15 protein-coding genes, 1 tRNA gene and 1 pseudogene are annotated in these 14,612 nt (G+C 38.0%); 3 read left to right on the top strand and 14 right to left on the bottom strand.

What is annotated here, in order from left to right:
• Positions 1-78: 78 nt before the first annotated feature.
• The 3 genes from U5921_RS12580 to gpr are packed head-to-tail and all read right to left on the bottom strand — an operon-like array spanning position 79 to position 2,458.
• A complete protein-coding gene (locus U5921_RS12580; RefSeq protein WP_324823807.1) occupies positions 79-465 on the bottom strand; it encodes a hypothetical protein in 387 nt (128 codons plus the stop codon).
• Positions 466-485: 20 nt separating this feature from the next.
• A complete protein-coding gene (gene spoIIP / locus U5921_RS12575) occupies positions 486-1,514 on the bottom strand; it encodes a stage II sporulation protein P (RefSeq protein ID WP_324823806.1) in 1,029 nt (342 codons plus the stop codon).
• A gap of 56 nt (positions 1,515-1,570) precedes the next feature.
• Positions 1,571-2,458 carry a GPR endopeptidase gene (gene gpr / locus U5921_RS12570; protein ID WP_324823805.1) on the bottom strand — a complete coding sequence of 296 codons (888 nt, stop codon included), beginning with the start codon at positions 2,456-2,458 and terminating at the stop codon, positions 1,571-1,573.
• Between the two features lie 103 nt (positions 2,459-2,561).
• On the opposite strand from gpr, the gene rpsT reads away from it, so the two are divergent.
• Positions 2,562-2,831: a 30S ribosomal protein S20 gene (gene rpsT / locus U5921_RS12565; RefSeq protein ID WP_324823804.1), complete on the top strand. Its 270-nt coding sequence runs from the start codon at positions 2,562-2,564 to the stop codon at positions 2,829-2,831.
• Between the two features lie 234 nt (positions 2,832-3,065).
• Here rpsT and U5921_RS12560 read toward each other — a convergent pair whose 3' ends face one another.
• The 3 genes from U5921_RS12560 to U5921_RS12550 form a co-directional block, all read right to left on the bottom strand.
• Entirely contained in the window at positions 3,066-3,479 is a 414-nt protein-coding gene (locus U5921_RS12560) for a hypothetical protein (protein ID WP_324823803.1), read from the bottom strand.
• Positions 3,480-3,876: 397 nt separating this feature from the next.
• Entirely contained in the window at positions 3,877-5,091 is a 1,215-nt protein-coding gene (locus U5921_RS12555; protein WP_324823802.1) for a M20 family metallopeptidase, read from the bottom strand.
• Between the two features lie 220 nt (positions 5,092-5,311).
• Positions 5,312-7,054 (bottom strand): AMP-dependent synthetase/ligase, encoded by a 1,743-nt coding sequence (locus U5921_RS12550; RefSeq protein ID WP_324823801.1) that lies wholly within the window; start codon positions 7,052-7,054, stop codon positions 5,312-5,314.
• Positions 7,055-7,282: 228 nt separating this feature from the next.
• On the opposite strand from U5921_RS12550, the gene deoD reads away from it, so the two are divergent.
• A complete protein-coding gene (deoD, locus tag U5921_RS12545; RefSeq protein WP_324823800.1) occupies positions 7,283-7,981 on the top strand; it encodes a purine-nucleoside phosphorylase in 699 nt (232 codons plus the stop codon).
• Between the two features lie 48 nt (positions 7,982-8,029).
• Here the strand turns inward: deoD and U5921_RS12540 are convergent, their stop codons facing one another.
• The 6 genes and pseudogenes from U5921_RS12540 to U5921_RS12515 form a co-directional block, all read right to left on the bottom strand.
• Positions 8,030-8,455 carry a C-GCAxxG-C-C family protein gene (locus tag U5921_RS12540; protein WP_324823799.1) on the bottom strand — a complete coding sequence of 142 codons (426 nt, stop codon included), beginning with the start codon at positions 8,453-8,455 and terminating at the stop codon, positions 8,030-8,032.
• Between the two features lie 69 nt (positions 8,456-8,524).
• The gene (locus tag U5921_RS12535; RefSeq protein WP_324823798.1) at positions 8,525-10,348 is read right to left on the bottom strand and encodes a methyl-accepting chemotaxis protein; all 1,824 of its coding nucleotides are present in this window, start codon (positions 10,346-10,348) and stop codon (positions 8,525-8,527) included.
• Between the two features lie 484 nt (positions 10,349-10,832).
• A pseudogene (locus tag U5921_RS12530) lies at positions 10,833-10,985 on the bottom strand (ACT domain-containing protein); the annotation flags it as partial.
• Positions 10,986-11,037: 52 nt separating this feature from the next.
• Complete coding sequence (locus U5921_RS12525) at positions 11,038-11,463, bottom strand: hypothetical protein (RefSeq protein ID WP_324823797.1); 426 nt, start codon at positions 11,461-11,463, stop codon at positions 11,038-11,040.
• Between the two features lie 25 nt (positions 11,464-11,488).
• Complete coding sequence (locus U5921_RS12520) at positions 11,489-11,635, bottom strand: GNAT family N-acetyltransferase (RefSeq protein ID WP_324823796.1); 147 nt, start codon at positions 11,633-11,635, stop codon at positions 11,489-11,491.
• A gap of 148 nt (positions 11,636-11,783) precedes the next feature.
• Positions 11,784-11,858 (bottom strand) — tRNA-Gly (locus tag U5921_RS12515).
• Between the two features lie 189 nt (positions 11,859-12,047).
• Between U5921_RS12515 and U5921_RS12510 the strand changes: the two genes are divergently transcribed.
• The gene (locus tag U5921_RS12510) at positions 12,048-12,656 is read left to right on the top strand and encodes a hypothetical protein (protein ID WP_324823795.1); all 609 of its coding nucleotides are present in this window, start codon (positions 12,048-12,050) and stop codon (positions 12,654-12,656) included.
• A gap of 177 nt (positions 12,657-12,833) precedes the next feature.
• Here U5921_RS12510 and tsf read toward each other — a convergent pair whose 3' ends face one another.
• Together tsf and rpsB are read right to left on the bottom strand one after the other, a co-directional pair.
• Complete coding sequence (gene tsf / locus U5921_RS12505; protein WP_324823794.1) at positions 12,834-13,748, bottom strand: translation elongation factor Ts; 915 nt, start codon at positions 13,746-13,748, stop codon at positions 12,834-12,836.
• 50 nt (positions 13,749-13,798) lie between these two features.
• Positions 13,799-14,545: a 30S ribosomal protein S2 gene (gene rpsB, locus U5921_RS12500; protein WP_324823793.1), complete on the bottom strand. Its 747-nt coding sequence runs from the start codon at positions 14,543-14,545 to the stop codon at positions 13,799-13,801.
• Positions 14,546-14,612 lie beyond the last annotated feature (67 nt).

Below are 14,612 nucleotides of genomic sequence, written 5' to 3'. Positions count from 1 at the left end.
CAAAAAATAAAGTTAGAGCGATGAAAAAATCAATTATGACTCTTCTGCTCTAAAATTATACCATAATGGGCATTAAAATTACAAGATTTGTGTAGGAAAATCCACCGGAATCTCTCCCTCTCCATCCTCGCTTTCTTCCCCTTTTTTTAAAGAGTTCATTCCACTGTTTGCCAAAAATTCCTGTGTCTTTTCAGCAAATGCTTGTAAAACCTTTTTCCCTTCTTCTTGAAATGTTTCTACTTTCATAAAGAATTCTTTTGAGTTCACAGTCCATTCATTGCCTAAGAAACCGAACATTAAATGCTCTTCATCCACTCGCCTTATCTGCAAACTGAGTTTTCCTTCTTTCATCATCATATCTTCATATGCCGTATCTACCTGTATCAGAGCACAAACAGCCAAAATGATGAGCATAGCAAGAACAAAAGAGCGTCCTCTTTGGTCTTTTTTTTCTTTCGTATACATTATTCTACTCCTTACTCCATTTACTCCATTTCTTGTATGTAAGAAGCCAGCACATCTGCAAAATATTTTCCTGTCAGCTTTGCTTGATCGATTGTATTTTCATTATTTCCTACTTCAAGCAGTAAATAATGATCGCTCACATATTCGTTAAAACGATACTCTTTTTCTATAATTCTACCGGAAAATCCGGGATATAATTGATCTGCTTTTGCATTTATTTGATTCGCAAACCCTTTCAGCTGGTCATAATTGGCATTTCCTTTACCGATTACTAAGCTGTATTTTGCAATTGTACTGCCTTGAACCTGCATTGTCTTTCCGACATTTCCGGCATATGCGGCTGCATCTCGATGCAAATCGATCACGATTTTAATCGATGGATTTTTTGCCAAATACGATTGCAGTGTTTGAAGAGAACGCGCGTAGGACTGGTTATATGAAGGTGAGTCGTGTAATGTCTTATCATGAATGACCGGAATCCCTTTTTGTTCCAGTTCTTTCGTTAAAATATTTCCAACTTCACGAACCGTCCCCGCTTCCTCAAGGCGGTGAAAATTACCCTCACTCATCGGCTGGTAGGATTCTGTTGCATGCGTATGAACAATCAAGACAACTGGATTCTTACTTTCTTCCGTATCTAATACTGCGACTGCCTCCGGTTCTTCTTTGGCTGGTTCCGTTATTTCTTCCTGATTTACTGCTTGATCCTCAGAATCATCCGTATCCTCTTTAATATTTTCATTTTGTGCCACTAGCTTATCGTCCTTGTTATCTCCATCCTCTTTGGAAAGAGACGGAAAGGACAACTGTAAGACACCCTTTAAAGAACGATTGACATTGTCTCCAGAAGTCCGTCTTCCTTTACTTCCCCGATTGACAGAAGAAAACAGATCTTGAACATGAAACGTTTCACTTACCTGTTCAGATCTTCCAGCGTCTTTGTCCATGAAATATAGTTCTGTGGCAGCTGCTAAGAAAAAGCAAAGAAAAGCAACTACCACAATTCCGCCCTTGCTCACAGCTCTGCTTGCATACCGTCTTCTCCTCATATATCTCTTCTCCCCCGATGTTTCCCTCTCTAAAACTTCTTAGAGTTTCTTTTCTCTTAAGAGTATATGCCGGGATGAAGCGCAATATTTATAGCATCTGCAATTATCTCAGAAAAATCATGAATGGATTGATCGATATCGGATGTCGTAACAATCATTTCCAGCCCGGTATCATCTAAATATTTTTCCGCTTCTGCCGCATCGCTTAAATATCCGGATAAGGAATCCAAAACCATAGTTCCTGCATCAATGACCGTAGGAACACCGATTGCAATTACTTTTCTCCCAATACTTTCTTCGGTTAAATTCTTACGCATATTACCGGTACCTGCACCCGGTGAGATTCCGGTATCTGTAATTTGTATCGTTGTTCCGATGCGTTCTACATTCCGTGCTGCCAGTGCATCGATCGCAAGCACCACTTCAGGCTGTGCAATTTGTGCCGCGCCCTGAATCAATTCTGCCGATTCCATCCCGGTCGAAGCCATAACTCCAGGGCATAATGCACTGACGCACCCCTGTTCTTCGTCCCCATCTACGTTATACAAAAGGAACAAATGTCTCGTCACTCGAATTTTAGATACCGTATGCGGTCCCAAAGCGTCTGGCGTAACCTTTTCATTCCCAAGTCCAATTACAAGAACCTTTAGATGATAATGAAACGGAACCAATTTTTTCAATTCATTCCCTACTGCCTTTGCGGCTACTTTTTTTAAATCTTCTGCGCCATTTGCAGCTTTTGGCAATTCAATTGTGATATAACTTCCCATCGGTTTCTGCATGACTGCGCTGCCGTTTTCATCTGCGATTTTAATTCTGGTAACATTGATTCCTTCCTCGTAGCTATCCGTATCCACTTCGACTCCCGGAATTTCAATTTTTTGTCCATTATTTTTTGCATCATACATTTCTTTATTTTCAATTGCTAAGTCTGTTCGAATCATTTTTTGTGCACCTCACTTTCTTTTATTATTTTGACCTTGCAATTTCCTTTCTATTCGTATATACTACAAGTTGCGATATTTTACGAAAGTGGGGTGAAATAATATGGCAAACATTAAATCTGCGAAAAAAAGAATCAGCGTAATCAGCAAGAAGACAGCAGCAAACAGAAGAGTAAAATCTCATCTGAAAACCATTATCAAAAATTTTGATAAGGCAATTGTTGAAAAGAGCTTCGATGTTGCAGCTGAAAAATTAGCTTTAGCTGAAAAAAGATTGATGCAGGCGGCTTCAAAAGGAACCATTCATAAAAAAGCTGCTTTCAGAAAAGTATCTAGATTGACTAAAGCTTTGAACAAAGCAAAGGCAGAATAATCTCACCCGTCCCCACCTGTGCATAAGTTAAATGCGCATACACAAAAACCAGGAGTGTCTCCCTGGTTTTTTTTATTTCTTATTTTTCTATTTTCAGTTCCTAATCTTCTTTCCCCTGTGTTCCCTCCAAAAATATTAATACGCTTTCGGATGATCTACAGCGTCGTCAGTCCACGCAAAATCCTCGTACAAAATGCTGAACTGCACTCCTGCATTAGAAACGTCCTCACTCACCTACAGTTCCAATATTTCATTTAAAATTTTTCTTAAATGAGCAAGGGCTTGTGTATCCTCCTCGTTATTAAACTGGTTTGAAACCACCTTATAATAGTCCAAAAATCCATTTAAAATCATAAGCAGCTCTTCTTTTGGCAGTTCCCTTTCTGCGCACTTGTTTAATTGATTCCGTAACTCCTTCGTAGAAGTCGCAGCCAATCTGGCGGCTTCATATCTAAATTCCAGCTCTTCTTTCATTTCTTCATGATCGTCAAATTCTTGCATAAAATCAACAATCGCTTCTTCTACTTCATTGCTCCATATCGTTGTCTTATTAATTGTTGACTTTATCCGCTGAAATTGTAATTCACTAAAGTGCAGTGACTCTCCAATAGCATGCAATCTTTCCTTTTCTAGTTCAAGTTCATCCATTCGTAAATCTCCTTATTAAAATATTTATTAACAATAAATGTAGTTTGATGAAAACACCTTGGTTTACTATGATTATAGTGCATAATATTGGTAAATACAATGAAAAGGACTTGGGAAATGTTTCTGCGTTGACAGTCACATCATGAAAGAATATGCTGAAAAAGCTTCATGCTCCATTACAAACAGTGAAAGCTTGTGGTGGTTTACCCAAGGTGAAGACAGCGAAGTACTTTGTGAGTTTGAAGATAAAGAACAGCTTGTACGGAACCTTGAAAACTAACAAAAAAGTAGTAAGAGAAAAGCCATAGGGTCTAAAACCCCACGGCTTTTTTAGCTAACCAACCTTTCGCGATAATTTACGGAAATGGAGATGAAATAATATAATTTATATTTTTGTTTACGATTCTCTCCCCTTTCTGATTTCATTTATCTTTTTAGGCTGTAAAAGCTGAAGGACCATACTGGTTTCAATTTCAATCCCCGTATAAATGCAAGCTTCATTCACAAGGAAGGCTTCCGAATGAATCCCACAATTTTCTTTTCCGGGAAAACCACATCCTAAAAAGAAAAAAGCACCTGGTGTATCTTTTAAAAATGCGGAAAAATCATCCACTCCTAAGGTTGCCTCCCGTAGAACAGATACCTTTTCTTCTCCTAATTCATTTTTTGCGATTTTTTCAAGTTTACTTGTTATTCCATCCTCATTAACTAACGCAGCGTAACCCGGCTGATAGATCACTCTCGCCGAGGCTCCATAGCATTTAGCCGTTTGTACAGCAAAACGAGAAAGAGAAGTAAAAATCTTTTGCCTTGTCTCTTTTGAAAAGGTACGTATTGTACCCTTCATCTTGACCTCGTCTGCAATTACATTTTCAGCTGTTCCCCCTTCAATCGTTCCAACTGTAATGATCGCATTCTCCATTGGGCTGATAATGCGGCTTACGATACCCTGTAAATTGCTTATTATGTTAGCAGAAACCAAAATCGCATCAATCCCTCTATTTGGCTCTGCGCCGTGACTTTTCTTTCCGTTCACAATCATTTGAAAAGAATCTGAAGATGCATGAACTGTACCATACGGAATTTCTATTTTCCCTGCTTCCAGTTCTGGTTTTACGTGAAGCCCCAGTATGCAATCGACCTTTGGATTTTCAAGGCATCCCTCTTCCATCATACGTTCTGCACCGCCCACATTTTCTTCCGCAGGCTGGAAAAGGAATTTGACACATCCATTAATTTTCTCTTTCATCTCTGCTAATATTTTTGCGGTTCCAAGGAGTATAGCTATATGAACATCATGTCCGCATGCGTGCATAAGTCCCGGTTTTTTTGAAGCGTAAACACTTCCCGTATTCTCAGTAATTGGTAATGCATCCATGTCTGCTCGAATTGCTACGGTACCCTTATGCGCTTTTTCTTCGTTTAATATTCCTACAACACCCGTATCCAGCATCGTTTGATATGGTATTCCTATTCTTTCCAGCTCTTCTTTAATTTTCTTTGCAGTTTCATATTCTTCATTTCCCAGTTCTGGCCATTGGTGCAGCTCTTTATAAAGTTCCACCGCCAATAAGGATGCTTCTTTAATTTGTTTTTCTATCTTTTTTTCCATACTCCACCTCCCGTTTTTTCATTCTATGATTCATCGGAATCGCTTTAGAACGAAAGTACTTTTTTCCTTTGTGTTTGTTCGCATGATACGCTCCTTTATTGCGTGGAATACTTTCTTGCATTTCTCTTTTGTCGGATCAAATACGAGACGTCTCATTAAATAAAAAAAGAGAAAAAGGGGTTCATTCCTTTTTCTCAGTAAAATTCTAATGTAAATTGATCTAAACGTTCTTGTAACGTTTTATTTTCTTTGTCGTCGTCTTAACAAATTCATCTGTACGAATGGAAAAATCACGTATGCGTTTATAAATCGGAAGACCTTCATTCACTTTTTTAATTTCTTTTTTAATCAAGCTCTGAATATCATCTTCTCTGTAATCTTTTCCAAATTCTTCATAAATCACATCATAAGCCGGACGGATCTGAGCACTTACCAATGTATCTTCCTCATATTCCACTCCATGTACCAAAGATTCTTGGATGTATTTATTACGGTTAATGTATAGCTCCACTTCTTCCGGGTAAATATTTTTTCCGGTCTTTGTAACTATGACATTTTTCTTTCTTCCTGTAATATAAAGCCAGCCGTCTTTATCTAAAAATCCCAAATCCCCTGTATAAAACCAGCCATCTTTTATCACTTCTTCGGTCTTTTTTGGATCATTGTAGTAACCCAGCATAACATTGGGACCTTTAAATATGATTTCTCCAATTCCGTTCTCATCCTTATCAACTATGCGAATCTCTCCGCTTGCCACAGACGGTCCAACCGATCCAGCTTTTTTATAAGTGTTCATATAATCGGGCGGCCCTGAAACCAACGGCGCACACTCCGTCAAACCGTAGCCCTGCAATACTCGGAATCCAAAATCTTCAAAACCTCGACAAACTTTCGGATCCATTCCGGCTGCTCCTGTAATGATAAGGCGAAGCTCTCCGCCAAATCCGTCATGCACACTTTTAAATATTTTTTTCGAGAGATCAATTCCCATCGCTTTCATTGTACGATTGAATTTAATCCCTTTTCGAAGGATTCCGGCTTTGCCGGACTTTTCTGCTTTCTTCCAAATTTTCTCATAGATTGATTCAAAAATTAAAGGCACTCCAATTAGAACCGTAGTTTTTGCTTCTGCTAAATTTTTTATAATATGTTTTAGTCCTTCATAATAGGCTGTAGAAGCTCCACGGTATAAGACCAAAAGCTGTCCCATCGTACACTCAAATGTATGATGAATCGGCAAAATAGAAAGTGTACGGTCCTCAGGGAACACATGCGCAATCCGGCAGGTATCCATGATATTGCTGGCAATATTTTTTTGACTCAGCATCACACCTTTTGCTGTTTCCGTCGTTCCCGAAGTAAAGAGAAGGATACGCATCTCATCCGGGTCTACCTTTGCATCTATAAAGCTTCGGTTCTCTTGCAAAAGCAAGTTTTCTCCTTCTTTTACCAAGCTTTCCCATTCATAAATCCCATGTTTTGGTTCAATTGTTGAGAGCTCTTCTTTGATATCAGTACGATCCCCAAAAAGTTTCATCCTTATTTTAACCGGAATATCATATTTCTTAAAATATTCTTCATATGCTGCTGTAAAGAAAATTCCCTTGCAGCCTGAAATGTCCAAAAGCTGATATATTTCTTCCTGGCTTAATTCTTTATCTAATGGTACTACAATGCCGGTACCATTTGTAACTGCCAAATAGGATACGATCCATTCATAGCAATTTTCTCCAATTACAGCGATTTTTTCACCTTCTAATCCCAAATCGATTAACCTTGTTCCCAAAGAATCTACATCATGCTTTAGCAATGTATAATTGATTTCCTCGTAGGCACCGCCTTTTTTCTTTTTTATAAGAAACGCAGGGTTTTTTGCATACATCTCTGCGCTCGTGTCCAGCATTTCTTTCAATGTAGAAATGGGACGAAGATCTTGACTAGGTCCATTAAATTGCATCGTCATATTGTTTGTCTCCTTTGTCTGCATCTGCATCACATATATTAATCATACTCTAAATTGCCGCACAAGTAAAGATATCACCCGTTATTATTCCACTCCTTGGATTTTATACAACATAAAATTATCTATTTTCTTTGATTTATGATATAATATTTTTGATTCTTTATGAATCAATTATTAAAATTATTTCCAATCATTTTATGCAATCTTGAAGAAAAAAGGAGAGGTTTCATGGGTACATTACATATTAACGGTTCGAAAGGAGATATCGCAGAGACCATTTTGCTTCCAGGCGACCCGCTTCGGGCAAAATTCATTGCGGATACGTATTTAAAGGATGTTACCTGCTATAATGAAATACGCGGTATGCTGGGATTCACAGGTATATATAAGGGAAAACGAATTTCTGTACAAGGCTCCGGTATGGGAATGCCTTCCATGGGCATTTATTCTTATGAGTTGATTACACATTTTGAGGTGAAAAATCTAATACGAATTGGTACAGCAGGTTCATTTCAGGAACAGATTAAAACAAAAGACATCGTTCTTGGACTAAGTGCTTCCACAGACTCTAATTGGGCGCACACTTATGAATTACCAGGGTCTTTCGCACCTTGCGCTGACTTTGATTTATTATTAAAAGCAAAAGCTGCTGCTGATGCACTAAACATTCCTGTCCATGCGGGAAACATTGTTTCTTGTGATGTATTTTATGAAGCTAATCCGCAATGGTGGAAAAAATGGGCAGCTCTCGGTACACTTGCAGTTGAAATGGAAGCGGCTGCTCTCTATATGAACGCAGCTAAGCTTGGCGCAAAAGCCTTAGCTATGGTAACCATCAGTGACAACTTTATTACGGGTGAGAAGGCCTCTGTCGAAGACCGCCAAAAGAATTTTAATCAAATGATGGAAATCGCTTTGGATCTTTAAAAAAACTTGCTGTTTAAAATACCTTGCAGTCTATCTGCAAGGTATTTTTTAATCCTCTAAAAGATTTTCTAAAACAATTTTTTCAGCGATCTCGCAGGCATCTTCAATGCATCCATCACAAGAACGAAGCTTCGGCTGCCCCTTTGCTCCAAGCAAATCCGCACAGATTGTGGAGGTATTTTTTTCTTTAAATGCCGCTGAAATTTCTCTTACCATGCGATACGTGTCTTTTTTAGTGACTGCTTTTTGTACATCTCCGCTGCTTTTTTTCAATCCAGCCAACATATAGGCTCCCGTTACTGCACCACAGGTACCATCGTGCATTCCGCCCATACCTCCTCCAAAACCTTCTGAGATACGAAAAGCCTCTGCTTCATCCATGCCAAATAAATCACAATAAGAACAAACGACCGCCTGCGTACAATTATAACCTTTATGGTGCAACTCCACCGCTTTTTTCTTTCGATCTTCCACTCTATTTTCCTCATTTCCTTAAATCGTTATATTAATTATATCATAAATGAAGCAAAATCATATACCCTTTTAATACTTGCCCCCGTCATCAGATACATACGAATCCGTTCTCTCCGCGCTTCTTAACTCGTCACTTTGGCCTGCAAAATAAGACATCTCTCCGATGAAAGAGTCAGAATCCTTTTCATTCTTCCTCTTGAATTTTTGAATCAATCCTTTTAAGACATTGGACTGTCCCGATAGCTCTTCACTAGCAGCCGCACTTTCCTCAGCCGTTGCTGCATTTGTCTGAACTACGGCAGAAATCTGCTCAACCCCAAGATTGACCTGATCGACCGATACGGCTTGCTGATTGGATGCCTCCGCAATTTTTTCAATCAATTGCACAGTCTCTTTTGTTATTTCTGAACCTGCAGCTAAAGATTTTGCGGTCTTCTCCGCAATCACCGACCCACTACGTACTGCATCTACGGTTTCTTCGATTAGCAAAGTGGTACCTTTCGCTGCTTCCGCAGATTTTCCTGCGAGGTTACGGACTTCATCTGCAACGACAGCAAATCCTTTACCCGCCGCTCCGGCGCGTGCCGCCTCTACCGCTGCATTTAAAGCAAGAATATTTGTCTGAAAAGCAATCTCTTCAATCATTTGGATAATCTTAGAAATTTCAGAAGACTTTAACGTAATATTGTCCATCGCTTCTAACAAATCTGTCATTTCTCTATTGCTTTCGAAGAGCTCCCTTCCTGCGGTTTCCGCTTTTCCACTTGCAAGCATTGCATTTTCTGCATTTTGCTTGATCTGATCCGCAATTTCCGAGATGGATGCAGATAATTCTTCAATGGAGCTTGCCTGCTCGGTCGCTCCCTGCGAAAGAGCCTGTGCACCGTTTGCAACCTGATCGGAGCCGCTTGCCACTTGATCGGCTGATTGATTCATCTGCAAGAAAGTTGTATTTAATTTTAGCAGAAGGACTTCCATATTATCCTTTATTTTTTTAAATTGCCCTGCATAATCTCTCTGCAGCTTTACTTCCAAATTACCGTCTGAAATGTTTTGAAGTGTATCAGAAATTTCATCTATGTATCCTTGGTAGTTCAGAAGCTGCTGTATGGTAAGATGAAATGCATCCGCAAGCTGCCCAACCTCATCTTGCGACTTCACATCCAGTTCTACATCAAAATTCCCGCTCGCAATTTGTTTTGCAGCAACTGTAACCTTGTGAATCGGCTTCGCAATGGAAGATGCAACAAAATAGCTGATAAAACAGACAAAAATCAAAAATACTAAAATCAATAAAATTACGGATTTTAACGTACTCTTCATTCCTTCATCTACGATTAAATGTACCTTTGTCATTGGAACTCCTACAAAGTAGACTCCTATAACCTCTTGATTTTCGTCAAACATTGGTTCATATTTTGCTATGTATTTTTCTCCAAGGATATCTGTCTCACCAGAAAAAACAGCTCCCTTAGAAACTGCTTCATATGCATCTCCTAACGGGTCTAAAACCGTACCAACAACTCTTTGCCCTTTTTCATCTTTAATTGTAGTCAAAATTCTTGTGAAATCATCTCCTGTTTTGGAGAAAACAGTGGCAACCAAACTCATTTTATCGGATACTGCATCTATATTCTCATACCTACCTTCGATCGCTTTACCGGATGCATCTACTAACTTCTCTGTATTAGAAAGATGCAAAACACCGAATTGATCCTCCAAATACATTTTCAAAACATTATTCCCGCCGGTTAACTTGTCTTCAAATTGTGTCCCAATTACATTTTCAGTCAGCTGATAGCTTTTTACTAATCCGATGCTCACAGTTGCTAAAGAGGATACGACCGCTATTAACAAAATTACTGTAATTATTTTTACTTTTAAGCTTCTCATGTTTCTCCTTTCTAACCTTCCCTGCTATTATTGATTTCCTATAAGATCAAGAATCTTATTTTGATTTCTTTTACTGTCTATACCCGTAATCCCATATTTTTTTAACAGAAAGACCATGATCTTCATACTTTTATTACTTTTAAAGTATACCATGCTGCCAAACCAAAAGGAACTGAGAATATCCCACAATCATTTTGCTTGGAAGATATATTCATTCTAATCTTTTTCTGCAAAGAAAGAGATTGGACATTATTTATCATTACCTGACAAGACGTTCATTTCAAACTGTCCCCGGATCATAGATACTTTTTGGAAGCTTCAAATAGATACTTGATTCTTCTTCACATATGAAAAACGAGGATTCTGAATTTTCCCATTCAAAACCCCCACAAAAAGAAGATGCATGGCGTTTATATCGTATCCCATTCATCAAAATCATTTATGCATATCTATAATGCTGATATTTAAAATCCTATCCTACTCTTTAATCAATTTGATAATCGGCTTGTTTTAAGACCTCTAATGCCTTCGTGTAATTTTCAGATTTTGTAAGTATATAGTCCGTATTATAGGTTGATATGGCAAAAATTCCAATTCCGTTGTCCGCTAATAAGGTTGAAAGCTTAGCCAATATTCCGAAGCATCTTCGGTTCTAAGATAGAGCTTGCGAACGCTTTTTTAGCATTTGCTTATCCATTTTCGCTTAATACCCCTTCCTCATAATAAATTGTTAGCCCACGGAAGAAAACATTCATTTCAATGGTTTTCCACTCTGAACCTTGAATCAAAATCCCCTCAAAATGAGCAACGGATTCATTATACATTTCATGAATCATGTCAATATATCCGCTTTCCAAATCTTTTTGCAATGTTTCCATGTTGATGCATTCCCTATGATTATCTCGAAGGTATTGAATTTCGCATTCTGGATTGGAAAACTTGGTAAAAACCAATTTTGCAGGCCCTGTTTGGATATAATCTTTATTCTTTAAAATATACATTCCGTGCTCTAATTCAAAAATCAAAGATTGTTCGGATAATAACACATTGGTTACATAACAATCGTGCATATGGAACTCTGGTTTTTGAATTGAAAAAATGTGCGTCTGGCTCATTCTTACTTCTCCCTCACATGTGCTTTTAAAAACCTCGCTTCTTTGTTAAAAAACAATATAATTTTTTTCCCGTGTTCGCTATATCAATAGCCTTGTCCATAAGAACACTGCCTAATCCTTCGCCTTGAAATTCCTTTGCTACATACATTCTTTCTATTTCTAGCGATTGCATATCGTTTATGTCAGTTTATGATGGGGGTTCGTTCAACTTTAGGTAACCTGCCGGGGTCAACATCAAGTTTGTTTTATTATCCATCATACTATATTTAACCACATAAAAAAAGACACAGTTTCCCTTGGCGGAAAACCATATCTTTTTCTGGAGCGGAAGACGAGATTCGAACTCGCGACCCTCGCCTTGGCAAGGCGATGCTCTACCCCTGAGCCACTTCCGCAAATCACTCTTACTATTATAACGGAAAACGAAAAAATTGCAATACTTAATGTGAAAATTTGTCATTTTACTATGTCATCAATCGCATGATACATCGGTGATATTTTAATAAGATTTTCTTAATCTTTGTTTCATTCTTTACACGAAAAACATATACTGAAATACTAAGATATAACAGGAGGAATCGAAAATGATCAATCAGATAGGCTGGATCAATCAAACAGAGGACATGAATCAAACAACACAAAATGAAAATTACCTTACCTATGATCAAGTGAATATTATCATTGCTTTTCAGAAATTGTGGCTGGACCTGGCAAGCTGGATGCGTTCCTATATCAAAGCAGAAATCTACGATACTAAAAATTTGCAGTCTGTTAAAAATTATTTACTAACCTTGCCATCCGAGTTTTACGATACTTTCAGTATTTTTTATGGTACAATTCCGGCACAAAGGATAATGGATCTTATGTCAGAATTTATTAAATCTGGAATGAAAGTGGTCGAATCATTAAAGTACGGAGATTCATTGTTAGCCGATTCAAGAACAATAGAATGGTATAAAATTGCCGATGATTTATCTTCTTTCTTAGCTAGAACCAACATCTATTGGGATGAAAACCAGTGGAAGTACTTATTGTATCAATACATAAAATTAAAAATCGAAGAAATCAATGCGATCATAAATGACAATTATGAGGAAGAAATTAAGCTTTATAATTCTATTGAAGATATCGTTTTCTTAATGGCAAGCTATATGGCAAGAGGGATTATTTCTTCTAATTTAAAGAACATTTAGATAAAGATTGATTTAAAAAGTGATTTAAGATAATATTTTTATTGAATTTGGATCATATCCAATCCTTAGATACGCTCTATTAATCAAATCTATATATAAAAAACGCAAGCAATATAACCATGCATCCAGTTATAGAACTTGCGTTTCATTTATTGTATTTATAAAATTAAAATTTAATTAGTTACCCATCTGCTTTGCAACTTCTTCCGCAAAGTTTTCTTCTTTCTTTTCCAAACCATCACCAACTTCAAAACGAACCATTTCAGCGACACGAATAGATTTCCCGATTTCCTTTGCTACAGAATCAACATATTGTTTTACGCTCATTTCGCCATTTTTTACGAATTTCTGCTCTACGAGACAAGTTTCCTTTAGTTCCTTCTTTAGACGGCCAACTACCATTTTTTCTACGATGTCTGCCGGTTTTCCTTCATTAATTGCTTGCTGAATCAAGATTTTCTTTTCATGCTCGATAAAATTCGGATCAACGCCGCTTTCATCAACAAATTGAGGATTCATGGATGCAACCTGCATTGCTACATCTCTACCGACTGTAGAAACTTCTTCTGCAGTAGCCTCTGTTTCCAATCCAACAATAACGCCAATCTTTCCAGCTCCATGAATGTATCCAACATAGACAGTACCAGGTGTATTGCATATTGCAATACGGCGTACATTCATGTTCTCTCCGATCTTAGCAATCTTTGTCTTTAAAACGTCAGAAACAGCCCCTTCTCCGTGATAATCTGCATCCATAAGACTATCCACATTATCAAACTCATTTTCCAAAGCAATCTCAGAAAGTGCCTCAACAAATTCAACAAATTCATCGTTTTTAGCTACAAAATCAGTTTCGGAGTTTACCTCAACAGCAGCAGCCTTTTTCCCATCCGCAGAAAAAGCCAGCTTTACCAAGCCTTCTGAAGCGATTCTTCCAGCTTTTTTTGCAGCAGAAGCCAATCCTTTTTCTCTTAACAGTTCCACTGCTTTTTCCATATCACCGTCAGCTTCAACCAAAACTTTTTTACAGTCCATCATGCCTGCGCCAGTCATTTCGCGCAGCTCTTTCACCATACTTGCACTAATTGCCATATCGTTTCTCTCCTTTGTACTATTTCAATCTATTCCAAAGCATAATAGAATTATGCTTCTACAGGAGCTTCTTCTACAGTCGGCTCTGCTACTGCTTCGCCATCGTCCATGGATTCTCCCTGCATTCCTTCAATAACAGCATCAGCCATCTTAGAAGAAATCAATTTTACTGCTCGAATCGCATCATCATTTGCCGGAATAATGTAATCAACATCATCTGGATCACAGTTTGTATCGCAAATACCTACGATCGGAATACCCAAAATTCTCGCTTCCTTAATCGCAATTTTTTCTTTCTTAGGGTCAACAACAAACATTGCTCCCGGCATATTTTTCATTTCTTTAATGCCGCCTAAATATTTTTCAAGCTTTTCTAATTCGCCTCTCAGCTTCGTTACTTCTTTCTTTGTTAAAGCAGCGAAGGTACCATCTGTTTCCATCGCTTTGATTTCATTCAATCTCTTAATTCTCATAGAGATGGTTTTATAGTTTGTGAGCATACCGCCCAGCCATCTTTCATTTACATAAAACATACCGCATTTTGTTGCTTCATCTGCAATCGCAGCTTGTGCCTGTTTCTTTGTTCCTACAAACAATACAGACTTTCCGGATTCAGCCACTTCTTTTACAAATGCATATGCTTCATCAATCTTCTTTACTGTCTTCTGTAAGTCAATGATATAAATACCATTTCTCTCTGTAAAGATGTAAGGAGCCATTTTAGGGTTCCATCTTCTTGTCTGGTGTCCAAAATGTACACCTGCCTCTAATAACTGTTTCATTGAAATAACTGCCATAATTTTACCTCCTGGTTTTTCCTCCACCCAGCTAATCCTTGAAAAAACAACCTTTTCAGGCACCAGT

The sequence above is a fragment of the Sinanaerobacter sp. ZZT-01 genome (genome assembly GCF_035621135.1).
Taxonomy (GTDB): domain Bacteria; phylum Bacillota; class Clostridia; order Peptostreptococcales; family Anaerovoracaceae; genus IOR16.
Note: the sequence above shows the minus strand (reverse complement) of the source record. Positions and strands in the feature narration are given on the sequence as shown.